Raw genomic sequence first — 22238 nt, 5'->3', positions numbered from 1 at the left:
TGTCGGGGGCCGTGCCGTCGCCGAATCGGTACCCGGACGCGACTCACCGCCCGCATCCGGACGGATGCGGGCGGTGAGGTTGTTCTGTTAGCTGGCGCCGTTCTCGGCGGTCGGGGCCGTCGGCGAGGTCGTGGGTGCCTCGGACGTCGGCGTCGCCTCACGCTGCTCGGCCTGGCCCGGTGCGTTCTCCGAGTGGCCGGGGCCGTTCTGCTGGATCGCGACGGTGCCGAGGTTGTTGGTGCAGACCGTCTTCTCGGTGCCCTCGGTGTCGGCGGCCTGCGCCAACGCGGTCACCGAGCTCACGTCGGTGTGGCACACGTCGGCGGCGATCTGCGCCGAGGCGGTCACGTCGACGTCCTGTAGGACACCGGCGTTACCGATCGAGACGTTGACGCGGTTGTCCGCAGCCGTGTCCGGCTGTGCCATGGCCATGCCCAGACCGGCGGTGAAGAGCAGCGAGCCGCCCAGCACGGCGCCCGCGGTCAGTGTCTTCGCGTTCTTCATCAATTGCTCCTTCTCAGTCAGGAGACGACGATCCGATCCCCCAACGAGGTGACTGGCTCGTACCGGTGGCAGTTGCGGTCTGCCGCGCGTGCAGCGCCGCCGCCTCCAACCCCGGTGCATTCACGGCGGGCCACTCGACGAAACCGGGAACGCGCGATTGTGAGAAAGACCGCAGCGCCACGTTGAATGCAAAAACCGCCGGTGTGCGGTGCACATCGGCGGTTTTCGCGGATCGATCAGCGCTTGCTGTACTGAGGCGCCTTGCGGGCCTTCTTCAGCCCGTACTTCTTGCGCTCGATGGCCCGCGGGTCGCGGGTCAGGAAGCCGGCCTTCTTCAGTGCGGGCCGGTCTTCGGGCTCCACCAGGATCAGGGCCCTGGCGATGGCCAGACGCAGCGCACCCGCCTGGCCGGACGGGCCGCCACCGTCGAGGTGCGCGTAGATGTCGAAGCTCTCCACCCGATCGACGGTGACCAGCGGAGCCTTGATGAGCTGCTGGTGGACCTTGTTCGGGAAGTAGTCCTCGAGGCTACGGCCGTCGAGGTTGAACTGGCCCGTTCCAGGAACCAGGCGAACCCGCACGACGGCCTCTTTGCGCCGGCCGACGGTCTGGATGGGGCGGTCGATGAAGACCGGCTCACGGGGCGTCGCCTCGACGGCGGCCTCGGTCACGGCATCAGTGTTGTCAACGGTCTCGGTGCCAGTCGCCTCTGTCATTGCGCCACCTGCTTGATCTCGTACGGAATCGGCTGCTGGGCGGTGTGCGGATGATCCGGCCCGACATAGACGCGCAGCTTCTTCTTCACCTGACGGCCCAGTTTGGTGTGGGGAATCATGCCGAGGATCGCCCTCTCGACGACCCGGTCGGCGTGCTTCTCCATCTCCTCGCCGAGGGAGCGCTTGCGCAGACCACCGGGGTAACCCGAGTGGCGGTAGAAAAACGTGCGGTCCGCCTTGTTACCGGCGATCGCGATCTTCTCGGCGTTGACGATGATGACGAAATCGCCACCGTCGACGTTCGGCGTGTATGTCGGCTTGTGCTTGCCGCGCAGCAGATTGGCTGCTGCCACGGCGAGCCGGCCGAGCACCACGTCGGTGGCGTCGATGACGTACCACGAACGTGTGGTGTCACCCGCCTTCGGCGTGTACGTAGGCACAGCGCTACCTCTCCTCTATCGGGTTTCCTGTCCCGGTGGTCCGGGTGCCGGTCAGGCGCATCCGGTGGGGTGATCTCGGCGACCGACGTTGACCCGAGGACCCGTGCTTACCGCACGCCAACGAGGCAGCTTACCTGGGCGCGTCGCCGCAGGTCAAAACGGTGCATCGGCCCGAAGCCCGAGGGGTGAGACCAAAGCATAGGGAAATCCCTGATTCATTTTCGATTCCGTCCGCTTAGCGTCGTCGCGGGGGTGGCAGCAAACCGGCCGTCTCGCATCCGAAAGTTCAAGATCCCAATGGAGTGAAAATGATTCGTGGCTTGATCGTTGCCGCATTCGTCGTCGCGGCAACCGCCGCCGGGGCCGCCACCGCGTCCGCGGACACGTACTACAAGAACTGCTCCGCTGCCCGCGAGGCCGGCGTGGCGCCGATCATGCAGGGCGAGGACGGGTACGCACCGCACCTGGACCGCGACGGTGACGGCATCGCCTGCGAGTAGTCGACGGTGATGCGCCACCGTGGCCGCTCTCCTCGACCACGGTGGCGCTTACCGTGCGGCCCCTTTGGCTCCCCTCCAGTTGGACCGCACAAGCCTCTTCCCGGTCAGGCACCCCATGCGCCTGCGGCGCTGCGGTCGGTCGCGGCCACGTCGTCGGCGCCGGCGCGAACCGCGTTGCCCAGGCTGAACAGGATCTCGTTGAGGGCGCCGGCCGCCTGTTCCCACCGCGCCTGCTCGAGCCGGTACGCCTCGGCCGCCTGGCGGGTCCACACCTGTTGGAGCGGCGCGATCTGTACACGCAACTCTTCGAGGGCGCCGTTCAGCCGGGCCGAGGTGGCGTGGATCTCCTGCCTGACGGTGTATTCGATCTCGTCGAAGTTGTACGACAACACGTGGTCCATCACGACTCCTCTACAGGTTGTTGGCCACCGCACCGATGCGGTGCGAATGGCTCTCGTTGGCTTCCCGAAGCGTCTGCTGGTTGAGCCGGATGGTCTCGGCGATCCGCTGCAGTGAGGCATGCAGTTTCAGCGACTCCGCGTTCCATCGGTCGACGACGTCGCGGAAGCGGGTCGCCGCGACGCCGCCCCAGACCGACGGTGGCACGGCGGTCATGCGCCCGATGAACGACTGCAGCATCGCGCGAATCTCCTCGTTGCGCGCGTCGGTCTGACCGGCGACCGCGGTCATCAGGTCGAAATCGGTGTTGAGCGAACCGCCTTGCGGTGTCGTCATGGGGATCCTCTCCTCTAGGTCTTGACTGGTACGACGCAGCACACGCCGGTCCGGTTCCACCCGATTTCTAAGAAATCGCGTGCGCGGACCTGATCGCCTGATCGCAGACCTCGCGGACGGTGGATTCGCGACCCGGTGCGCTCTGGCAGCCGATGGCGATGCGCACACCGTGATCGACGAGAACGGTCCATGCGACGTGATGGTGCGGGCGCAATTCCCGGTAGGTGACACCGGTCCTGCCCGCCGGGGTGTCGGCGGCGTTGAAGTCGACAAAGACATCACCGGGCTCACCGGCCAGGGCGCTTCGCAACGCGGCCGCAGTCTCGGCAAGGTCCGCCCGCGGCGCGCCCACCGACTGGGTCAGGTGCAGCGCTACGTCGGTGTCGGACGGCGAGGTGATCTGCGCGCGGGCCGAGCCCGGCCCTGACGTGATGTGCTCGACCCGCCACGACGCAGGAACCATCACCTGAACTCGCCCCTCCGCCAACAGATTTGACGCGATCTTCGGTTGACGGTCACCACCGCGCAGGACGAACCCACCGCACACCGCCACCATCGTCGCGAGAACGGCCGTCAGCACCGCCGCCCGTCGCGGCTGGTTCGAAACACACACGGCGGTACCGCCATCGGGCACGGGAGGTTCGGCTTCTGGGCGACGGACGGCGCCCTCGTCGGCGAAGCGCACCCCTATGCCCCTCTCGCGCAACCCGTCAGCGATCGCCTCGCCCAGCGACCCGAGGACACCTGGCGCATCGATCAACACCGGCCCCGCCAACCCGACCGCTGCGGCCACCCTCTTCGCCACTTCGTCGTCGACGTTGGCGATGACGACGGGGCGGGCTCCGAGACGAGTGACAAGGACCAGCTCCGTGGCGATCTCGACGACGGTTGCGCGCGCCTGCCGCTGGAGCAGCGCGGTACGCTCGATCACCTCGACGGTCGTCGCCGTCGTCGCTTCGCGGACGCGGTCGATCCGTGCGCCCGGCCACCACGTCGGGCAGACGAGGAGGACGTCCTCGGCGCCGCCCACCGCGACTTCCATCAGCCGGGACCACAGTTCGGACACCGGCGCGGGGTCCTCGCCGACCAGTACGAGGTCCTCGTCGATGGCATCCAGTGCCAACGAGACCAGTTCGGGGTCAGGCGGATTGGCTCCGCGCACCGTAACCGGCCCGACCTCGACGACGGCGTGTCTCACGGCGGCTCCACCCAGCCGACCTGGACGAGGCGCTCGCCCTCGCCGCGGGTGATCAGCGTGGCGCGCCCCGGCGGCATCGACGAAGGCCGCACCGAGCCCATCAGGACACCGTCGTCGGCGCTTGCGCTCATCATCGCGCCGAGGCAACCGATCTCCCGCATTCCGGCGAGAAGTGGGTCGAACATCGCCCGCGCGGCGCCTCCCGATCGGCGGGCGACGATTACGTGCAGACCGAGGTCGGCGGCGTGGGGCAGGAAGTCGGCAAGCGGGGCCAACGGGTTGCCCGTCGATCCGGTCACCAGGTCGTAATCGTCAACCACGAGGAAGATCTCGGGGCCGGACCACCACGATCGCTCGCGCAACTGCTGTTGTGTCACGTCCTCGCCGGGCATGCGGGCCTCGAGCATCGCGAGAAGTTTGGGAAGTCTCGCTGCCAAGGCCACCGGTGACGCCGCGTATCCGGCGAGGTGTTCGGATTCCACGACGCCCAGCAGGGAGCGCCGGAAATCCACGATCTCCAGACGCGCCTGCTCGACGCGATGAGTCCGGACGATCTCGTGACACATCACGCGCAGCAATGAGGTCTTGCCGCAACCGCCCTCCCCGAGGGCCAGCATGTGCATCTGCTCGGTGAAATCGACGGTCACAGGCGCCAACTCGCGCTCTTCGAGGCCGAGCACCATCGCCCCGGCCGATCCCAGGCTGCACCCGACCAACTCGGGATACCGCACGAGCGCCGGAAGCAGTTCGATGCGCGGGGCGCAGCACCCGCGCCAGCGCTGTCGATGCCGCTCGACGGTTGCGGCCAACGCCTCGCCGAGTCCCTCGGTGCTGGGCACGCCGTCAAAGCGCGGCAGCGCGATCACCATCTCGCGCCCCTCGGCGGTGATACCCCGGCCCGGTGGGCAGTTGGTCAGCGAGCGTGCGCGGCGACGGTCCATCTCCGACTCGGCCGGGTCGCCGAGGCGCAGTTCTATCCGGGTCGCGATCTGGTCCTTCAACGCTGGCCGCAGTTCGGGCCACCGCGAGGCGGTGATCACCACGTGCACGCCGAACGCGAGACCCTGCGCAGCGATGGCGCTGATCGGCGCTTCCAACTGCTCGAGTTCGCGACGCAGGTGAGCCCACCCGTCGACGACGAGGAACACGTCGCCGTGCGGGTCGCCGGCCGCGGCGGGATCCTGCGCGGCGCGGCGCGCACGATACTCGGCCATCGAACCGATTCCCATTGTCCGGAACAGCTTTTCCCGCGACCGGATCAGTGATTCGATGACAGCGACCGTGCGACGGCACAGGTCCGTATCGGCTCGACCCGATACTGCGCCGATGTGCGGTAGTTGCGCGAGGCGCGTGAGCGCACCACCGCCGAAATCCAGGACGTACAGGGAGATCTCGTCGGGGCCGTGCGCTTCTGCGAGGGCCAGCATCAGTGTTTGCACGGCCGTCGACTTCCCCGACTGAGGGGCGCCGACGATGGCGGCGTTCCCCGCGGCCATCTGCGCGACGAGTAGGTCGCGGCGTTGCTCGAACGGACTGTCCACCAGACCGATCGGGGCACTGAACGGGTCTCGGGTACCTGTGGACGTGATCGAGTCGAGCGTCGGTGGTGCGCCGAGCGGCGGCAGCCACACGGGGTGCGCGGCCGTCCCTCGTCCCCCGACGCGGTCCAGCACCGCGTCGAGAACGGCCGGTCCAGCTTCCTCGTGCTCATCGGGTTGGACCGACGCGGACGTGGCGGTGAAGATCATCGGCGCCCGAACTTCGCTGCTGTCTTCGGGGTCCGGTCGAGGACAGGGGCCGGAGACGAACGCGGTCTGGAATCGGATCAGGTCCCCGGTGGCCGTCTTCAGCAGGGCCGCGCCTGGGGTGCCGGGCAGAGCGTACGCGTCGGGCACACCCAGGACGGCCCGGGATTCACCGGCGGAGAACGTCTTGAGGCAGATCCGATACGACAGGTGGGTGTCCAATCCGCGGAGCCTGCCCTCGTCGAGTCGTTGACTGGCCAACAACAGGTGGATTCCCAGCGACCGGCCCAGCCTGCCGATCGCGACGAACAGCTCGGCGAAGTCGGGGTGCTGGGCGAGCAGCTCGGAGAACTCGTCGACGACGATGAACAACGCGGGCAGCGGCGGCAGCAGAGCGCCGGCTGACCGAGCCCTGGAGTAGTCCGCGGCGTTGACGAAATTGCCTGCCGCCCGCAGCAACTCCTGCCTGCGGTGGACCTCTCCGGCCAGCGCGTCGCTCATCCTGGCCACGAGGTGGGCTTCGCCCGCCAGGTTGGTGATCACGGCCGCCACGTGCCGCGACCGCTCCAAGCCGTGAAATGTCGCTCCGCCTTTGAAGTCGACGAGGACGAGGTTGAGGACGTCCGGTGGATGGGTCGTGATCATGCCCAGCACCAGTGTGCGCAGCAGCTCGGACTTGCCGGATCCCGTGGCGCCGACACACAGCCCGTGCGGGCCGATGCCGTTGCGGGCAGCCTCGTTGATGTCGATCCAGACCGGCGTTCCGTCGTCCGCTACGCCGACGGGTACCGGTCGCATCTGTTTGCTTTGCGTCCACAGCTTTTCGGGCGTCAGCCGACCCGGTCGGTCGATGCCCATCAGGTCGAGCCAGCCGCGCACCGTCGAAATGCCACCGGCGGTCGCGGCGTCGAACCTGTGACCCGCCAGCTGCCGCGCACACATCGTGGCCTGCGTCAGGGTCAGCGAGTCGCGCTCGCAATCCGCCTCGGGGCGCTCACCGATGCGCACGGTCAGGCGCTCGCCGTCAACACGCAGACACGACACCGGTTCGACCGGGTCGGCTCCGATCGTGACGATCGAGGCACCGTTCGCCTCCGTCAGCATCTCACCGGCTACCGGGCTCTCATCCGCGACGACCACGAGGTGCCGGCCGAGCCTGCCGCTCAGGGTATGAGCTGAATGTTCGTAGTGGGGTAGCCATTTGAGCCACTCCCACTCGTGAGACGTCTCACGGCTGGCGACCACCGCGATCGCCACCTGGTGGGGTTCGTGATGCGCCGCCAGTTGGCACACCATCGCACGCACCAATCCGCGCGCGGGCTCGTCATCGCCACACACCGCGATGACGCCGGGTTGCCGGAGCGAGACCGCGACCGGTGATCGCGGCACCACCGACCGCTGCCGAATCAGAGCGTGCATCGCGGACACCGTCACCGGATCGCGGTCCTCGGGAACCCCGAGGTCGGGTGCCGCCAACGGTGTGCACGGCGTCTGATCGCCCACACCCACCCGCACGCAGCAGAAGTCGTCGTGGTCGGGACCGAGTCGCACGATTCGCCGGGTGCCCACGAGCGCCCACAATGACTCGGGTGCCGGGTGGCGCGAATACTGTTGGCGGCGTTGTTCAGCGGCCGTCGCCACGGTCTCGTCGTCGAGTTCATCGAGATAGCGCAGATAGCTGCGCCGGTCGCGATCGATCTCGGCAAATCGGTCCGCCCCGCCGCGCGCTCCGTACAGCATCGTGCCGAGCACCGACACGGCCATCATCACCGGGAAGAATGCGAACATCGGTGTGCGGTTGGTGCCGGCGCCGGAGGTGAAGTACACGGCCATCATGCCGACCGCTGCGACGAGCACCGCCAGCGGTAGTAGGCGCGCGACAGGATTGGTGGAAGCCGCTTTGGGCAGCGCCGGTGGTGATTTCACCACGACGCCGCATGCTGGCCGGGAGGACTCCATCGAGAGATGAGACGCGGCGGGGACCGATTCGGTTCCATCCACAGCCGACGAAAGAAGTGTCTTCTCCCCGTCGTCGGCGGCGTTACGGTGATCCCACGGCGTCATAGGGGGAGGCGATGGCTGGTTCAGGCTGCCGAGTCAGCATTCACGTCGACGGGGCGAACGCGACCCAGAGTGTGGATCTGGCGTTGCCACGCCGGGCATGCCTGGGCGACATGCTCCCGTCGATCCTCGAGCTGGTTCATCCCGACCACCGCGAGGTGGTAACCGGTGCGCGGTGGCGGCTTCACCGAATCGACGGTTCGTCGCTGGACGAGTCACTCACATTGCCGGACAACCAGGTTCGCGACGGCGACGTCCTGTGGCTCAGCACCGATGACGTCTGCGAACCCGTCTTCGCCGACTGGGATGCCACCCGCACGGTGGTCAGGTGGCAACCTGCGCCCGGCGGGATTCCGCGCATGCTGTGCGTCGCCGCCAGCGTGGTCTGCGCGGCCATCGGCGGTATCACGCTGCTGTGGTCCACAGGCTCGACTGGTCGCACGGTTCTCATCGGCGGTGCGCTGACCTGCGCCGCTTTGGCCGCCGCCGTCGTCAGCGGGCGTACGCACTCAGAACCGTTGCTGTGCACCACCTTCAGCGTGATGTCGGTGATGATGGCGGCGGTGACGGCTGCCGCAGCGGTACCCGGCGGTCCCCTCGCCGCGCATCTGCTGCTTGCCTCATCGGCGGGGCTGGCCACCGCGGTGGTGTCCCTGCGCCTCACCGGCCGCGGTCTTGTGCCGCTGGTCGCCATCGCCACGACATCGGTGCTGTGCACCGCTTCCTGCGCGGCATCGGTCGCATGGCACCTCGGTGGGCCGGCGGCCGGCTCACTGCTCGCGGCGATGGCACTGGCGACGTTGAGTTCGGCTCCACGGCTGGCCATTGCGCTCACCCGCATCGGCCCCAGGCCGCTGGACGACGACATGCACCGTCCTCCCGACTCCATCGAGGACAGCGAGGCGGCGCGCGCCCACGAGCTGCTGACAGCGATGATCGCCGGCGCGTCGATCGCCGCGGCCATCGCGGCCGTGTCCGCCGGTTATGGTTCCATCGCGCGCGAGTTCTCCATCCTCGCAGCGGTGTTCGACGGCGCCGTCGGAGCCGCGCTGTTACTGCGCATCCGTACTCATATCGGGACTGTTCGTCGCACCACGTTGGCGGTGAGCGGCTTCGTCGCGCTCACAGCAGCATTCGTGATCCTCGCCGCAGCATTACGTCAGCACGCCCACTGGTTCGGAGCTCTGGCCGCTGTCGCCGGGACCGGATTCCTGATACCGCTCCTGCGCTTCACGCCCGGCCTGGCCGCGCGCCGCGCAGCCGAACTGGCCGAGTACGCGGCCTTGGCCGCGGTCATACCGCTGGGCTGCTGGATCGCCGGGCTGTTCGGTCTCGTCCGCAACTTGGCGCTGACGTGACGCGCCTGCTTCGCGTCGTACTGGCCGTCGCGTTCGCATCGGCTCCGGTGACCGGTATCCCTACGGCAGCCGCGGTGGTGCCGCCGGGTGTCGACGATTCGCTGCTCCCCCACCCGCACTCGCCGGCGCCGCCACAGCCCACAAAGCAGACAGGGCAGTGCACGACCGCTCAGAAGGTCACCCTGGGCGGGGACGTCGGCGGCCAACTGCGCGACCTGGACCTGCGGTCGGTCTGGCCGCTCACCCGCGGAGGTGGTCAGACCGTCGCGGTGATCGACACCGGTGTGTCACGCCATCGCCTGCTGCCTCGCCTGGTTCCCGGCGGCGATTACGTGTCCGGCGGGGACGGCACCGACGACTGCGACGGCCACGGCACGATCGTCGCCGGCATCGTCGCCGCCACAGCGGATTCCGACGCCCCCGATGCGTTCAGCGGTATCGCACCCGAGGCCACGATCATCGGCATCCGGCAGTCGAGCACGAAGTTCAGCGCCGAAGATGGCCGCGGCGGATCCGGTTTCGGAGATGTCGACACTCTCGCCCGCGCGGTGCGCACCGCGGCCGACATGGGCGCAACCGTGATCAACATCTCCACTGTCGCCTGCGTCGCCGCCGGCACGGAGATGGACGACGGACCTTTGGGCGCCGCCTTGGCGTATGCGGTCGACGCGAAGAACGTCGTCGTGGTCGCCGCCGCGGGCAATGCCGGTGCACCGGGCCAGTGCGAGCATCAGAACCCCGCAAGTTCTGGGCGACCGGACTGGGACGGCGTCAAAGCGGTGGTGAGCCCGGCCTGGTACGACGACTATGTCTTGACGGTCGGATCGATCGGCCCGGATGGTGGCCCCTCGGAGTTCACGTTGGCGGGGCCCTGGGTCGACGTCGCCGCTCCCGGCGAGCAGGTGGTGTCGTTGGACCGCGACGGCGACGGGTTCGTCGCCGCGCTGCCCACCCCTACCGGCGAGAAGCCGCTCGCGGGAACCAGTTACGCCGCGCCCGTGGTCACCGGCATCGTCGCGTTGTTGCGGTCACGCTCGCCGCAGTTGACCGCCCGCCAGGTCATGCGCCGAATCGAAGACACCGCGCGGCACCCGGGGGGCGGCTGGAATCCGCGTGTCGGTCATGGCGTTGTCGACGTCCTGGCCGCGGTCACCGGTGGCGCGACAGCTCCCGCGGATCCGGGCCACCCGACGGTGGTGTCACCGTCGCGGCAGCAACCACCCGACGGCCACGCAGCGCGTATCGCCACCCGCGGAGCCGCTATCTGCTTGGCCGTGGCCGGGGTTGTCGTCGCAATGACGGTATCGCTCAGCCGGTTACGGCGTTCCCGTCCCGTCGTGCGCGACTGACGCGGCCTCGACACTCAGCTCCGGCCCGTGTGGCAGCCGCGCCAACAGGGGCCACGGTGCGGGCAGCGGATCACCGGTCAGCCCGAGCCGCTCGGCCGTTTCCCGATCCCGGATGCCGAAGGCCACCCCGACATCGTTCACCAGGAACAGCGTTCCGGTTCGTGCACCGTCACCACTGGCCCCCGCCGCTCGCACGTAGGCGCTGCGACCCCCGCTCATCGCGAAGGCATCGATTCGGGCGCCTGCGGCGTCGGCGTGCGCCAGCCCCACCGGTCGCAACTCGGCGTTGCCGGGTATGGCGTCGCCGGTGACGGTCCCCGTGCTGACGGACTTCGAGTCAGGCGCCCACTGCCACCGTGCGCAGACGACCGGATCGACTGCGGTACCGGCACGTTCGGGGAACTCCCCGACCGGGAGTTCGTCAACCACCGGGACCGCGCCGATCGCACCGGGCTCGACGGTGACGATGTCGTGCGCGTCCTGCGGCTGGGTGAACCGGATGAGATCGGCCGCCACCACGCCGATTCGCTGCACTCCCGTCCTCAGCACCGCGTAGTGCTGCGACGACTCGGTTTGCGGCACGCGGATCACGGCGCCAACCCGCAACCCGTGCAGCGGCGCTGGTGCGGGCGCCCCGGCGTCGCGGATGGCGGGCGCCGCGAGCTCGGGCACCTCGGGCACGGTGTCCAGCAATGCACGCGTAACGGGCCGTGGCGCAACGCCGTCGAGCGCGAGCGCACGCACCACGGCCGGATTGCGCAGATCCACCTTCGCGCGCCGCCCGTCAAAGAGCAGATACGTTGTCGCCGCACCTTCGCCCGCCGCACTCACCAGGATGCCGGCTGCTGCGGCGTGCGTCCGGCCGACAGGTCCCGCCAGGACGGTCGATACAGACGAATCATCTTCGCACACATGCCATTCCGACTCATCTTGCGTCAGCGGCGCGCCGATCATGTCAGGGGCGCCGGGGATGCCGAGCATCGCGCCCCTTGGCGCCCGGTCGACGGCCGAGGAGCTGACGAGCCGAGGTTTGGCCGCCGAAGCGGTGATCAGCCGGGCCGATGCGAGGTTCGCCACCGGGTGCAGATTCTGGTCGATCCGCACATAGAGGGCGCCGGTGTCGCGCACCATCACGATCGGGGCGTCGCCGAGCGCACCTCGGGGCTGCAGAAACGCCAGGACCGCGGCCACTCCGAGTCCGATGACCGCCAGAACCGAGCCGACCGACAACGCAAGTGCCTGCGCGCGCATCGGATCGTCGAGCATCTGCGCGTCGCCGCGCACGAGGGCGTGCCGCATGCGCCGTAACCCGAAGCGGTGTCCGCTGATCTGCAGTTTGGTGGTCGATCGCCCCGTCATCACTCCCCCGCCGAAAGCCTAAGGCCTGCGGACAGTCCCGAGTGTCACCGCTTTCCCCTGGCCCGACGTTCCCGGTAGGCCGCCACGTGCTGGCGGTTGCCGCAGTTGCCGGTGTCGCAGAACTTTCCCGACCGGTTTCGCGACAAGTCGACCAGCACCGCCTCGCAGTCCGATGCCGCGCACGTCTTGAGGCGGCGCAGCTCGCCGATGCGGATCAAGTCGGCCAGCGCCATCGCCATCTCCGCGCCCATCCGCTGCCACAGCGGGTCGTCCACCGACGCCAGGTGCAGATGCCACTCGGGCATCTCCGGATGCCGGGTCAGCCACGGCGAGGCGTTGGTATCGCGAAGCAAGGCGTTGACCCGATCCACCGTGCGTTGCTCATCGTCAGCGACGGCCCAGATCCGGCCCAGCCGGTCGCGGAGCCGGTGCACCGATGCGAGTTCCTCGGCGTCGCGGTCACGGCGCCCCGTCCAGCCGAAGCTGTCGAGGTAGGTGTTCAACGCCGCCATGTCGCCCAGCCGCTCTCCGTCGACGCGGTCGCTGTTGATGAGTTCACACGCGGCCCGCAAGGTGAGTTCGGTGTCATGACTGAAAAGCATTTGACCCATGACGCCTCTCGTCGCTACTGTCAGGAGCGTAGTTCATTTTACTCATTACACTTTCTCGGAGGTCGACCATGGTCGTGACGGCATCCGGCACGCGGCCCGCCGCCGACCACTTCCGGCTCGGGCTGATGCTGGCGGTCGGTTCGGCGGTCGCGTTCGGCTCCTCGGGCCCGTTCGCGAAGGCACTGATGACAGCGGGCTGGAGCCCGACCGCCGCGGTCGTCGCCCGGCTGGCGGGCGGCGCGCTGGTGATGGCGATCTTCGCCACCATCGTCAGGCGCGGGTGGATTCGCGAGGCCCTGCGCCACCCCACGACCGTGCTTGCCTACGGGGTGGTCCCGATCGCGGGCGCGCAGCTGTTCTACTACAACGCCGTCGCGCACCTGTCGATCGGCGTCGCGCTGCTGCTGGAGTACACCGCACCGATCATCGTCGTCGCCTGGGTCTGGGCCACCACACGGCGACGCCCGACCACCTTGACCCTGGCCGGTGTCGGGCTGGCGATCGCCGGGATCATGCTGGTGCTCGACGTGTTCTCGGGCGCGCACATCAACCTGGTCGGCGTGGGCTGGGGGCTGGCGGCCGCCCTCTGCGCCGCCGGGTACTTCCTGATGTCGGCCCACGCAGGCTATACGGCCGAAGGGGACGGGATCAGTCCCGTCACGCTGGCCGCAGCGGGGCTGATCGTCGGCTCGGGTGCGGTCACGCTCCTGGGCCTGACCGGAATCATGCCGCTGACCTTCACCACCGCCGACACCGTCATCGCCGGTCACACCGCCTCGTGGATCGTGCCGGTCATCGCTCTGGGCGTCATCGCCACCGCGGTGGCCTACACGCTGGGCATCATGGGCATCGCCCGGCTGCGGCCACGCTTCGCGTCGCTGGTCGGCCTGTCCGAGGTGATGTTCGCGGTGCTAGCGGCCTGGATTCTGCTGGGTGAAGCGATCACGCCCACGCAGGCTGTCGGCGGCGCCATCGTCTTGGCCGGTCTCGCGCTGGCCCGCGCAGGCGACCGTTCTGAAGCGGTTGCCGAGGCGACGTGGCCGGACGGCCCGCTCGAGGAGTCGTCCGTGCGAGCGAAGCGTTAGCCCCCAGACCCCTCGGTGTGTGAATATGTCCGCGTGACTTTGCTGCGCGAGACGGCCCGACTGGCGGCCGCGACGGCCGCAGTCGCCGCACTCGTCGGCGGCGTGGCCCCGCTGGCGGTGGCCCAGCCCGGCCCACCCCCCGGACCCGTCAGTCCCGGATATGGTTCGGGCACCGCGCCCGGACCGGCGGCGACCTCCCCCGGATACCCCGGATACGGGTCCTCGACATCCGCGTGCAGCGATATCGAGGTGATCTTCGCTCGCGGCACCGACGACACCCCGGGCCTCGGTACGCCGGGCACCGCGTTCGTCAACGCGCTGCGCGGCCTCACCGGAGGGCGCACCATCAGCACGTACGCCGTCGACTATCCCGCCTCGTACGACTTCCTGGCCGCCGCCGACGGCGCGACCGACGCCACCAACCGCATCGCGATGCTGGCGCAGCAATGCCCGAACACCCGCATCGTGCTCGGCGGGTACTCGCAGGGAGCCGCGGTCGTCGACATGCTGGCTGGTGTGCCGCCACTCGGCAACAAGATCGGATCGATCGGCTCGGCTCCCCCGCTGCCGGGCAGCCTGGTACCCAACGTCGCCGCCGTGGCGGTGTTCGGCAACCCGGCCACCAAATTCAGCAACCCGATCACCAAATCGGTGTTCGCCGGCCGCGCGATCGACCTGTGCAAGGACGGCGACCCGATCTGCTCGAAGGGCCGTAACCCGTTCGCGCACAACGACTACGTGAGCGCCGGACTGGTCCAGGAGGCGGCGAACTTCGTCGCTGGCCTGGTCTGACGCCACGCGGGATATCATCTCGTCCCGTGGATTTCGCTCGCCTTCGTCGTCGGGTCGCCGGCACCGCCGTCATCGCGGCCATCGGACTGACCTTCTCGCTCCTGGCGCCAACGGTTGCCTCGGCACAAGGCTGCTCGGATGTGACAGTGGTGTTCGCCCGCGGCACCGGTGAACCCCCGGGCATCGGCCGCGTCGGCCAGGCGTTCGTCGAGGCCCTGCGCCCGCAACTCGGGGACCGCACCCTGTCGGCTTACGGGGTGGCCTACCCGGCCACCTACGACTTCATGATGGCGGCCGACGGCGCCGCCGACGCGGCGGCCTTCGTCACCAACACCGCACAGTCGTGTCCGAACTCGCGCATCGTGCTGGGTGGGTTCTCTCAGGGCGCGGCCGTCGTCGACATGCTCGCCGGCATCCCGCCGCTGGGCAACCGGATCGGCGCGCTGGGCCCGGTCCTGCCTCCGAACGTCGCACCCAACGTCGCCGCCGTGGCCGTCTTCGGCAACCCGGCGACCAAGTTCGGAAACCCGATCACCACGGCGCCGATCTTCGGTGGGCGGGCGATCGACCTCTGCACCGACGGGGACCCGATCTGTTCCCGCGGCCGCAATCCGTTCGCCCACAGCGATTACGTCGGACGCGGAATGGCGAATCAGGCTGCGAATTTCGTGGCGCGGCTGGTCTGAGGTCGCGGCGACCGCTGTCGATTACCTTCGTCGGCGTTGATTAGTTCCTATAGGATCGGCGGAGTGCAAAACGATCTTGTTCGCTGCTTGGGGCGCCGGGGGACGCTGCTCATCGGGGCGGTCGTACTCGCGGTAGCAGGGCTGATCGCGCCCGTCACCCAGGCCACCCCGGGCCTTCTGTCCGTCGCCGCCGCGCAGTCATGCCCACAGGCGGAGCTCATCTTCGCGCGCGGTCGCACCGAGTCGCCAGGTGCCGGCGTGATCGGCAACGCGCTCATCAGTGCGCTGCGCAGCAAGAGCGGAAAGAACATCAACCTCTACTCCGTGAGCTATCCGGCCGATTACGAGATCGACATCGGCGCCAACGACATGAGCTCACGGATCCAGGACATGGCGGCACGGTGCCCCGACACCCGACTGGTGCTGGGCGGATACTCGTTGGGCGCCGCGGTGACCGACGTCGTGCTGGCCGCACCCATCGCCGCATTCGGGTTCGACAAGCCGCTGCCTCCCGGGATGGATCGCCACATCGCCGCCGTCGCGCTGTTCGGCAACGGCATCGCATGGGCCGGTCCGATCACCAACTTCAGCCCGCTGTACGGCGAGCGCACCATCGAGCTGTGCCACGGCGCCGACCCGATCTGCAACCCCGCCGAGCCGAAGACCTGGGAGGGCAACTGGCCCGACCATGCGGCGCGCGCGTATGTCAATGCGGGGATGGTCAACCAGGCGGCCGACTTCATCGCCGCACGGATCTAGTCGACCACGCGCAGGTCGCGGGTGACCTTGGTCCGTGCTTCGAGCTGATCGTCGGGCGGATAGTCGACGCCCACGAGTGTCAACCCCTGCGGCGGTGCGGCCGCGAACTCGCTGGACCTTCGATCGGCCGCCAACAAGCTTGCGCACCAATCGGGTTCGCGACGGTGTTCACCGACGGCCAGCAGCGCGCCGACCAGCGAGCGGACCATCGACCAGCAGAAGGCGTCGGCGCTGACATGGGCGGTGACCCGCGTCCCCTCACGCGACCAGTCCAGGCGCTGAAGGTCACGGATGGTGGTCGCACCCTCACGGTGCCGGCAGAAGGCCGCGAAGTCGTGCAGTCCGAGCAGCTTTCGTGACGCCTCGGCCATCGCGTCCACGTCGAGCGGGCGGGGCCAGGCGGTCACATAGCGCGCCTCGTGCGGTTCGACACCGTATGGCGCCGTCGACAGTCGATAGACATAGTGGCGGCGCAGCGCAGAGAATCGGGCGTCGAAGCCCGGGGCGGCACGCTCGACGTCGAGCACGCGGACGTCTCGGGGCAGGAACCGGCCGAGCCGTCGCACCAGCGGCAGGAACTCGCTGTCGCCGGGGCGCGTCGTACGCGGATAGGCGTGCGCCAGAGCCTCTTCGGGCACGTCGACATGAGCGACCTGACCGGTGGCGTGCACACCGGCGTCGGTGCGACCCGCCGCCCGCGCCACCACCGCGGTGCGGAACACCGTCGACAGCGCCTCTTCGAGGACACCGGCCACGGTGCGCTGTCCTGCCTGGACCGCCCAGCCCGCGAACTCGGTTCCGTCGTAAGCGATGTCGAGCCGGAGACGAACGAGCCCGCCACCGGATTCGATGGCGGGCTCGCTCATGACGTCCTCAGGACTTGTCGTCATCCTTGTCGGCCTCGTCAGCCGGGGCCTCGTCAGCCGGGGCCTCGTCAGCCGGAGCCTCGACCTCGCTCGACTCGGCCTTGGCCTCTTCGACCGATTCCTCCTCGGTGGGACCTTCGGCCGCTTCCGGCTCGACCGCGGCCTGCGGAGCGGACGCGGCGGCGACGGGCTGCTCGGTCTTGGAGCCCGCGGCCCTGCGAGCACGGTTGGCCTCCGAGGTCACCGTCTTCTCCCGCACCAGCTCGATGACCGCCATCGGGGCGTTGTCGCCCTTGCGGTTCTCGACCTTGATGATGCGGGTGTAGCCGCCCTCGCGGTCGGCGTAGAACGGGCCGATCTCGGCGAACAGCGTGTGCACGATGTCCTTGTCGCGGATCTTCTTCATCACCTCACGCCGGTTGTGCAGCGTGCCCTTCTTGGCGTGCGTGATGAGCTTTTCCGCATAGGGCCGCAACGCCCGCGCCTTCGGCTCGGTCGTCTTGATCCGGCCGTGCTCGAAGAGCGACGTGGCCAGGTTGGCCAGCAGCGCCTTCTGGTGGGCGGACCCGCCGCCGAGACGAGGTCCCTTGGTGGGCTTGGGCATTGCGACTATCTCCTATGTGGGGCCGACCCCCGTATCAGGTAGGGCCGGGACGGACTGGCTTCTTTAGAGCTGTTCGGTTTCGGCGTAGTCCTGGTTGTCGTCCAGGTCGTAGCCCGCATCGCTGTTCCAGGTGCCGGTGGCGACGTCGTAGCCGGCGACCTCGGACGGATCGAAGCTGGCCGGGCTGTCCTTGAGCGACAGACCCAGCTGATGCAGCTTGATCTTCACCTCGTCGATGGACTTCTGACCGAAGTTGCGGATGTCCAGCAGGTCGGACTCCGTGCGGGCGACCAATTCGCCCACCGTGTGCACACCCTCGCGCTTGAGGCAGTTGTACGACCGCACCGTCAGGTCCAGATCGTCGATCGGCAGCGCGAAGCTGGCGATGTGATCGGCCTCGGCCGGCGACGGACCGATTTCGATGCCCTCGGCCTCGACGTTGAGTTCACGTGCCAGACCGAACAACTCGACCAGCGTCTTGCCCGCCGAAGCGAGCGCGTCACGCGGCGTGATCGAGTTCTTGGTCTCCACGTCGAGAATCAGCTTGTCGAAGTCGGTGCGCTGCTCGACACGGGTGGCCTCCACCTTGTAGGTGACCTTGAGCACCGGCGAGTAGATCGAATCGACCGGGATGCGGCCGATTTCGGCGCCCGAGGCCTTGTTCTGAACGGCGGGGACGTAACCGCGGCCGCGCTCGACGACGAGCTCGACCTCGAGCTTGCCCTTGTCGTTGAGGGTGGCGATGTGCATCTCGGGGTTGTGCACCGTCACACCGGCGGGCGGAACGATGTCCCCCGCGGTGACCTCACCCGGACCCTGCTTGCGCAGGTACATGGTGACCGGCTCGTCCTCTTCCGACGAGACGACCAGGCCCTTGAGGTTCAGGATGATGTCGGTGACGTCTTCCTTGACTCCAGGCACCGTGGTGAACTCGTGCAGCACGCCGTCGATGCGGATGCTGGTGACCGCCGCGCCCGGGATGGACGACAGCAGTGTGCGCCGAAGCGAATTGCCAAGGGTATAACCGAAACCGGGCTCCAGCGGCTCGATGACGAACTGGGAGCGGTTCTCGGCCTTGACGTCTTCGGACAGTGTAGGGCGCTGAGAAATCAGCATGTGTTTCTTTCCTCCTTCACGGCACCCGCTATTTGATGCCGCGTACTCCAGCCGCCATCCGGGCGGCGGGAAGCCTTACTTCGAGTACAGCTCGACGATCAGCTGCTCGGACAGCGGTACGTCGATCTGCGCACGCTCCGGAAGCTGATGCACCAGGATGCGTTGGCGCTCACCGACGACCTGAAGCCACGACGGGATCGGCCGCTCACCCGCGGTCTCCCGGGCGATCACGAACGGATCGGTGTTCAGCGACTTTTCCTTCACGTCGATGATGTCGTACTGCGACACCCGGTAGCTCGGAATGTCGACCTTGACGCCGTTGACCAGGAAGTGGCCGTGGCTGACCAGCTGCCGCGCCATCCGGCGGGTGCGGGCCAGGCCTGCGCGGTAGATGACGTTGTCCAGCCGGCTCTCCAGGATGCGCAGCAGGTTGTCACCGGTCTTGCCGGGCAGCCGGTTGGCCTCCTCGTAGTAGCGACGGAACTGCTTTTCCATCACGCCGTAGGAGAAGCGGGCCTTCTGCTTCTCCTGCAGCTGCAGGCGGTATTCGCTCTCCTTGATCCGCGCGCGACCGTGCTGGCCGGGCGGGTAGGGGCGCTTCTCGAACGACTGATCGCCGCCGACCAGGTCCACGCCGAGGCGGCGTGACTTGCGGGTCGCGGGTCCGGTGTAACGAGCCATAGTCTGTTTCTCCTCGTCCTACTAGACCCGGCGCCGCTTCGGCGGACGGCAGCCGTTGTGCGGCTGCGGCGTGACATCGGCGATCGCGCCGACCTCGAGGCCGGCGGCCTGCAGCGACCGGATCGCGGTCTCGCGGCCCGAGCCCGGGCCCTTGACGAACACGTCGACCTTCTTCACGCCGTGTTCCTGCGCCTTGCGGGCGGCGTTCTCGGCGGCCAGCTGCGCGGCGAACGGCGTGGACTTACGCGAGCCCTTGAAGCCCACGTGCCCCGACGACGCCCAGGCGATGACGTTGCCCTGCGGGTCGGTGATCGTCACGATCGTGTTGTTGAACGTGCTCTTGATGTGCGCGGCACCGTGCGGGACGTTCTTCTTTTCCCGGCGACGGGTCTTCTGCCCCTTCTTGGGGCCGGCCGCGGTCTTTTTGGCGGGTGGCATCGTCGATTACCTGGCCTTCTTCTTGCCGGCGATGGTGCGCTTGGGGCCCTTGCGGGTGCGCGCGTTGGTCTTGGTCCGCTGGCCGCGCACCGGAAGCCCACGGCGGTGCCGCAGACCCTGGTAGCAGCCGATCTCGATCTTGCGGCGGATGTCGGCCTGCACCTCGCGGCGCAGATCGCCCTCCACCTTGAGGTTGGCTTCGATGTAGTCGCGCAGCTGGGTGACCTGATCATCGGTCAGGTCCTTCGTGCGCAGATCCCGGCTGATGCCGGTGGCGTCCAGGATCTCCTGGGAGCGGGTACGGCCGACGCCGTAGATATAGGTCAGGGCGATCTCCATGCGCTTATCGCGCGGGAGGTCGACGCCCACGAGACGTGCCATCAGGCGGTGTTCCTTCTTCTATGCGGAGGTCTTGTCCCAGTCCGTTCCCTCAAATGGGGTCCGGCCTCCGTGCCGGACGTTGGTGAGCGGCGCATCCGCTCAGTGGTACTGGGAGTTCGTCATTCAGTTGTGTTGCGCGGGGGTTCTAACCCTGGCGCTGCTTGTGGCGCGGATCAGAGCAGATCACCATGACCCGCCCATGCCGGCGGATCACCCTGCACTTATCGCAAATGGGCTTGACGCTCGGGTTCACCTTCACGGCTCGTTCGATCCTGTTCTTCTGAAGTGTCTGTTTTTTTACTTGTACCGGTAAACGATGCGGCCCCGGGACAAGTCATAGGGAGACAGCTCCACCACGACGCGGTCCTCGGGCAGGATGCGGATGTAGTGCTGCCGCATCTTGCCGCTGATGTGGGCAAGGACCTTGTGTCCGTTCTCCAGCTCAATGCGGAACATCGCATTGGGCAGGGGTTCGACCACGCGACCCTCGACCTCTATGGCACCGTCTTTCTTGGCCATTGTCTTTCGGAGATCCTCCGTGTCCTGATCGTTGGCGCCTTCCCGCCGCGGGCGGCGGATACTGCTGCGGCGCAGCAAACGCTTCCGACCACAGAACGTGAGCCAGTAGCCAGAAATTCCTGAACAGGGCACGCAAAGAGTCGGCGCGATCGTCGCACCGTTGATCCATGGTACTCGCCCACGGGCCGGGCCCAAAATCGCGACGGAACGGCCGCCGTCACCCCGTTGCCGTCGCGGGCCGGTCGCCTTATGCGTCGATCCCGCGGACGAGACCTGATTGCACCAACGCGGCCGTGAGGAACCGGTGCACCGGCCGGGACCGGAAGAAGCCGGTGTGCCCGCCGCGGTACCACTGGATGTCGGGTTGTCCCCAGTGATCCCACAGCCGGTCAATCTGCTCGCGAGGGTGGACCACCTGGTCGGCGATGCCCGCGTAGATGAAGCGGCCGGCCATCGGGACCTGCGGCGGTAAGGAGAGCGGCGAGATCATCCGGCCGAGCGGGGCGGCCAGCCTGATCGTCTCCATCCGCGGATCGTCGCTGCCCATGCCGGAGTGGCGCGCCAAAAGGCCGACCAGGTCGGCGACCGGCACGCCCAGCACCGCGCATTCCAGGGCGTCGTCGAGGCTGGCCACCAACGCCGCGATGAAGCCGCCCAGCGACAGGCCGTACACGCCGATCGGCGCTCCCGGCTGCTGGCGGCGGATCCACGACAGCAGGCTGCGAACGTCCCACACCGCCTGCGCGGTGGCGTGGATGTCGTCGAGGACGTCCTCACCGGGGAACACCGCACCCTTGGGCAGCCCCTTGGCCCGCGGACCGTGCATCGGCAGCACCGGCATCACGACGTTGAGACCCAACTCGTCGTGCAGGTACCACGCCCGGAAGATCGCCAGGTCGATTGCCGCGCGGCCCATCTCGGTGCCGTGGACGCACACCAGCCACGGCCGCGGCTCGGGGTGGCGCAGCAGCAAACCGTAGCCGCGGGAAACGGCGTCGTAGCCCAGCCAGCGGTCGGCACCGGGTTCATCGGGGTCCGGCCGGTACCCGCTGGTCCAGCGCAACCGGTGATAGGAGCGGTTGCGGCGACGCACCGGCGAGATGTCCAGGTCGCTCGGCGGCCCCGGCGCAGCGAAGAACGCCGCCGGATCGTCGAGGCTGCCACGTTGTCCGTAGAAGTCCAGCGCCGCCACCACTTCCCCATGGATTCGGTCGAAGGCCCGCGGATCGCTGAGCGGACGCCGGGCTCGCAGCCCGAGCAGCACCACCTCGTCGCGGAACGCCTCGGCGGCCAACGCGACCGTCGGTCGCACGGTCGGCGTCTGGTCACGGCCGTCGTGGAGGTAATCACGCCATGATCGCGCGTAGTAGCCGCCGGTTCTCGTCAGCGGTTGCACCACGTTGCGCAGCGGCGCCTGTATCCGCGGCACGGTGGAGCGGTGCGGAGTCCGTGCGCCGTCGTCGGCGCCGATACCGATGTCGTCTGTTCCCACACCTCCGACAGTAGCCACGCAGCCGTCGTCCCTTTAGAGCCATTGGTCACCTGTCCGTGCACGGATCCGGCCGACACAGGGCCCCTGAGGCGGGTAATCGTGCTGGTGCTCAGCCGGTTTCGGCACCGACTGTTTGGCGCAAAGTGGCGCCCACCACTCTGCACGGCCAATGTGGCGGCCCCGATAACATGGCCTACGTCGTTTTGCTGCTGCGAGGTGACTTCGGTCCCTAGTCACCGCCGG

25 protein-coding genes are annotated in these 22238 nt (G+C 68.2%); 7 read left to right on the top strand and 18 right to left on the bottom strand.

Annotation, left to right across the window (positions count from 1 at the left end; all coding sequences use genetic code 11):
* Nucleotides 1-87 precede the first annotated feature (87 nt).
* The 3 genes from AU072_RS08050 to rplM all read right to left on the bottom strand — a co-directional run bounded on the left by AU072_RS08050 (nucleotide 88) and on the right by rplM (nucleotide 1660).
* Entirely contained in the window at nucleotides 88-504 is a 417-nt protein-coding gene (locus tag AU072_RS08050; RefSeq protein WP_064413290.1) for a hypothetical protein, read from the bottom strand.
* A gap of 236 nt (nucleotides 505-740) precedes the next feature.
* Nucleotides 741-1220: a 30S ribosomal protein S9 gene (gene rpsI / locus AU072_RS08045; protein WP_082680780.1), complete on the bottom strand. Its 480-nt coding sequence runs from the start codon at nucleotides 1218-1220 to the stop codon at nucleotides 741-743.
* Nucleotides 1217-1660 carry a 50S ribosomal protein L13 gene (gene rplM, locus AU072_RS08040; RefSeq protein WP_064400572.1) on the bottom strand — a complete coding sequence of 148 codons (444 nt, stop codon included), beginning with the start codon at nucleotides 1658-1660 and terminating at the stop codon, nucleotides 1217-1219. Before rplM ends, rpsI begins: the two co-directional genes overlap by 4 nt.
* Nucleotides 1661-1968: 308 nt before the next feature.
* On the opposite strand from rplM, the gene AU072_RS08035 reads away from it, so the two are divergent.
* Complete coding sequence (locus AU072_RS08035) at nucleotides 1969-2160, top strand: excalibur calcium-binding domain-containing protein (RefSeq protein WP_064413289.1); 192 nt, start codon at nucleotides 1969-1971, stop codon at nucleotides 2158-2160.
* Nucleotides 2161-2264: 104 nt separating this feature from the next.
* Here AU072_RS08035 and AU072_RS08030 read toward each other — a convergent pair whose 3' ends face one another.
* From AU072_RS08030 to eccCa, 4 genes are all read right to left on the bottom strand, one after another.
* The gene (locus tag AU072_RS08030) at nucleotides 2265-2561 is read right to left on the bottom strand and encodes a WXG100 family type VII secretion target (RefSeq protein WP_064413288.1); all 297 of its coding nucleotides are present in this window, start codon (nucleotides 2559-2561) and stop codon (nucleotides 2265-2267) included.
* 10 nt (nucleotides 2562-2571) lie between these two features.
* The gene (locus AU072_RS08025; RefSeq protein WP_064345654.1) at nucleotides 2572-2895 is read right to left on the bottom strand and encodes a WXG100 family type VII secretion target; all 324 of its coding nucleotides are present in this window, start codon (nucleotides 2893-2895) and stop codon (nucleotides 2572-2574) included.
* 67 nt (nucleotides 2896-2962) lie between these two features.
* Nucleotides 2963-4093 carry a type VII secretion-associated protein gene (locus AU072_RS08020; protein ID WP_064413287.1) on the bottom strand — a complete coding sequence of 377 codons (1131 nt, stop codon included), beginning with the start codon at nucleotides 4091-4093 and terminating at the stop codon, nucleotides 2963-2965.
* Nucleotides 4090-7797, bottom strand: coding sequence for a type VII secretion protein EccCa (eccCa, locus tag AU072_RS08015; RefSeq protein WP_064413389.1), 3708 nt, complete (start codon nucleotides 7795-7797; stop codon nucleotides 4090-4092). Before eccCa ends, AU072_RS08020 begins: the two co-directional genes overlap by 4 nt.
* Nucleotides 7798-7913: 116 nt before the next feature.
* On the opposite strand from eccCa, the gene eccD reads away from it, so the two are divergent.
* The gene (eccD, locus tag AU072_RS08010) at nucleotides 7914-9257 is read left to right on the top strand and encodes a type VII secretion integral membrane protein EccD (RefSeq protein WP_082680779.1); all 1344 of its coding nucleotides are present in this window, start codon (nucleotides 7914-7916) and stop codon (nucleotides 9255-9257) included.
* Nucleotides 9254-10606 carry a type VII secretion-associated serine protease mycosin gene (gene mycP, locus AU072_RS08005; RefSeq protein WP_082680778.1) on the top strand — a complete coding sequence of 451 codons (1353 nt, stop codon included), beginning with the start codon at nucleotides 9254-9256 and terminating at the stop codon, nucleotides 10604-10606. Before eccD ends, mycP begins: the two co-directional genes overlap by 4 nt.
* Here the strand turns inward: mycP and eccB are convergent.
* Both eccB and AU072_RS07995 read right to left on the bottom strand, forming a co-directional pair.
* The gene (gene eccB / locus AU072_RS08000) at nucleotides 10574-11965 is read right to left on the bottom strand and encodes a type VII secretion protein EccB (RefSeq protein WP_064413285.1); all 1392 of its coding nucleotides are present in this window, start codon (nucleotides 11963-11965) and stop codon (nucleotides 10574-10576) included. The genes mycP and eccB overlap by 33 nt on opposite strands.
* Before the next feature lie 44 nt (nucleotides 11966-12009).
* Nucleotides 12010-12567: a CGNR zinc finger domain-containing protein gene (locus AU072_RS07995; RefSeq protein WP_064413284.1), complete on the bottom strand. Its 558-nt coding sequence runs from the start codon at nucleotides 12565-12567 to the stop codon at nucleotides 12010-12012.
* Nucleotides 12568-12644: 77 nt separating this feature from the next.
* On the opposite strand from AU072_RS07995, the gene AU072_RS07990 reads away from it, so the two are divergent.
* The 4 genes from AU072_RS07990 (at nucleotide 12645) to AU072_RS07975 (ending at nucleotide 15898) form a co-directional block, all read left to right on the top strand.
* On the top strand, nucleotides 12645-13661 hold the full coding sequence (locus tag AU072_RS07990) for an EamA family transporter (protein ID WP_064413283.1): 1017 nt from the start codon (nucleotides 12645-12647) through the stop codon (nucleotides 13659-13661).
* 39 nt (nucleotides 13662-13700) lie between these two features.
* Nucleotides 13701-14453: a cutinase family protein gene (locus AU072_RS07985; protein WP_067396353.1), complete on the top strand. Its 753-nt coding sequence runs from the start codon at nucleotides 13701-13703 to the stop codon at nucleotides 14451-14453.
* Nucleotides 14454-14479: 26 nt separating this feature from the next.
* Nucleotides 14480-15139, top strand: a complete 660-nt coding sequence (locus AU072_RS07980) for a cutinase family protein (RefSeq protein ID WP_064413282.1) — start codon at nucleotides 14480-14482, stop codon at nucleotides 15137-15139.
* A 63-nt stretch (nucleotides 15140-15202) separates the two neighbouring features.
* A complete protein-coding gene (locus AU072_RS07975; protein ID WP_064413281.1) occupies nucleotides 15203-15898 on the top strand; it encodes a cutinase family protein in 696 nt (231 codons plus the stop codon).
* Here the strand turns inward: AU072_RS07975 and truA are convergent.
* The 9 genes from truA to AU072_RS07935 form a co-directional block, all read right to left on the bottom strand.
* Entirely contained in the window at nucleotides 15895-16764 is an 870-nt protein-coding gene (gene truA, locus AU072_RS07970; RefSeq protein WP_064413280.1) for a tRNA pseudouridine(38-40) synthase TruA, read from the bottom strand. The two genes, AU072_RS07975 and truA, sit on opposite strands and share 4 nt — an antisense overlap.
* Before the next feature lie 7 nt (nucleotides 16765-16771).
* Entirely contained in the window at nucleotides 16772-17368 is a 597-nt protein-coding gene (gene rplQ / locus AU072_RS07965; protein WP_064413279.1) for a 50S ribosomal protein L17, read from the bottom strand.
* A gap of 63 nt (nucleotides 17369-17431) precedes the next feature.
* Nucleotides 17432-18484 carry a DNA-directed RNA polymerase subunit alpha gene (locus AU072_RS07960; protein WP_064399044.1) on the bottom strand — a complete coding sequence of 351 codons (1053 nt, stop codon included), beginning with the start codon at nucleotides 18482-18484 and terminating at the stop codon, nucleotides 17432-17434.
* A gap of 75 nt (nucleotides 18485-18559) precedes the next feature.
* Nucleotides 18560-19165, bottom strand: coding sequence for a 30S ribosomal protein S4 (rpsD, locus tag AU072_RS07955; protein ID WP_064413278.1), 606 nt, complete (start codon nucleotides 19163-19165; stop codon nucleotides 18560-18562).
* A 21-nt stretch (nucleotides 19166-19186) separates the two neighbouring features.
* Nucleotides 19187-19603: a 30S ribosomal protein S11 gene (gene rpsK, locus AU072_RS07950; RefSeq protein WP_064345641.1), complete on the bottom strand. Its 417-nt coding sequence runs from the start codon at nucleotides 19601-19603 to the stop codon at nucleotides 19187-19189.
* Nucleotides 19604-19609: 6 nt separating this feature from the next.
* Entirely contained in the window at nucleotides 19610-19984 is a 375-nt protein-coding gene (gene rpsM / locus AU072_RS07945) for a 30S ribosomal protein S13 (protein ID WP_064345640.1), read from the bottom strand.
* 145 nt (nucleotides 19985-20129) lie between these two features.
* Nucleotides 20130-20243, bottom strand: a complete 114-nt coding sequence (gene rpmJ, locus AU072_RS27530; protein WP_003879483.1) for a 50S ribosomal protein L36 — start codon at nucleotides 20241-20243, stop codon at nucleotides 20130-20132.
* Nucleotides 20244-20281: 38 nt separating this feature from the next.
* A complete protein-coding gene (gene infA, locus AU072_RS07940; RefSeq protein WP_003418601.1) occupies nucleotides 20282-20503 on the bottom strand; it encodes a translation initiation factor IF-1 in 222 nt (73 codons plus the stop codon).
* Between the two features lie 247 nt (nucleotides 20504-20750).
* Nucleotides 20751-21980 carry an alpha/beta hydrolase family protein gene (locus AU072_RS07935; RefSeq protein WP_407937592.1) on the bottom strand — a complete coding sequence of 410 codons (1230 nt, stop codon included), beginning with the start codon at nucleotides 21978-21980 and terminating at the stop codon, nucleotides 20751-20753.
* Between the last annotated feature and the right edge of the window lie 258 nt (nucleotides 21981-22238).

The sequence above is a fragment of the Mycolicibacterium novocastrense genome, assembly GCF_001499835.1.
GTDB lineage: Bacteria > Actinomycetota > Actinomycetes > Mycobacteriales > Mycobacteriaceae > Mycobacterium > Mycobacterium novocastrense.
The sequence above is the reverse complement of the archived record's forward strand: the minus strand, read 5'-3'. Positions and strand labels throughout refer to the sequence as shown.

Coding starts and splice junctions, on each gene's coding strand:
- AU072_RS08050 (WP_064413290.1), bottom strand. CDS start 504: ATGAAGAACGCGAAGACACTGACCGCGGGCGCCGTGCTGGGCGGCTCG.
- rpsI (WP_082680780.1), bottom strand. CDS start 1,220: ATGACAGAGGCGACTGGCACCGAGACCGTTGACAACACTGATGCCGTG.
- AU072_RS08035 (WP_064413289.1), top strand. CDS start 1,969: ATGATTCGTGGCTTGATCGTTGCCGCATTCGTCGTCGCGGCAACCGCC.
- AU072_RS08030 (WP_064413288.1), bottom strand. CDS start 2,561: ATGGACCACGTGTTGTCGTACAACTTCGACGAGATCGAATACACCGTC.
- AU072_RS08025 (WP_064345654.1), bottom strand. CDS start 2,895: ATGACGACACCGCAAGGCGGTTCGCTCAACACCGATTTCGACCTGATG.
- eccCa (WP_064413389.1), bottom strand. CDS start 7,797: ATGGAGTCCTCCCGGCCAGCATGCGGCGTCGTGGTGAAATCACCACCG.
- eccD (WP_082680779.1), top strand. CDS start 7,914: ATGGCTGGTTCAGGCTGCCGAGTCAGCATTCACGTCGACGGGGCGAAC.
- eccB (WP_064413285.1), bottom strand. CDS start 11,965: ATGACGGGGCGATCGACCACCAAACTGCAGATCAGCGGACACCGCTTC.
- AU072_RS07995 (WP_064413284.1), bottom strand. CDS start 12,567: ATGCTTTTCAGTCATGACACCGAACTCACCTTGCGGGCCGCGTGTGAA.
- AU072_RS07990 (WP_064413283.1), top strand. CDS start 12,645: ATGGTCGTGACGGCATCCGGCACGCGGCCCGCCGCCGACCACTTCCGG.
- truA (WP_064413280.1), bottom strand. CDS start 16,764: ATGAGCGAGCCCGCCATCGAATCCGGTGGCGGGCTCGTTCGTCTCCGG.
- rplQ (WP_064413279.1), bottom strand. CDS start 17,368: ATGCCCAAGCCCACCAAGGGACCTCGTCTCGGCGGCGGGTCCGCCCAC.
- AU072_RS07960 (WP_064399044.1), bottom strand. CDS start 18,484: ATGCTGATTTCTCAGCGCCCTACACTGTCCGAAGACGTCAAGGCCGAG.
- rpsD (WP_064413278.1), bottom strand. CDS start 19,165: ATGGCTCGTTACACCGGACCCGCGACCCGCAAGTCACGCCGCCTCGGC.
- rpsK (WP_064345641.1), bottom strand. CDS start 19,603: ATGCCACCCGCCAAAAAGACCGCGGCCGGCCCCAAGAAGGGGCAGAAG.
- rpsM (WP_064345640.1), bottom strand. CDS start 19,984: ATGGCACGTCTCGTGGGCGTCGACCTCCCGCGCGATAAGCGCATGGAG.
- infA (WP_003418601.1), bottom strand. CDS start 20,503: ATGGCCAAGAAAGACGGTGCCATAGAGGTCGAGGGTCGCGTGGTCGAA.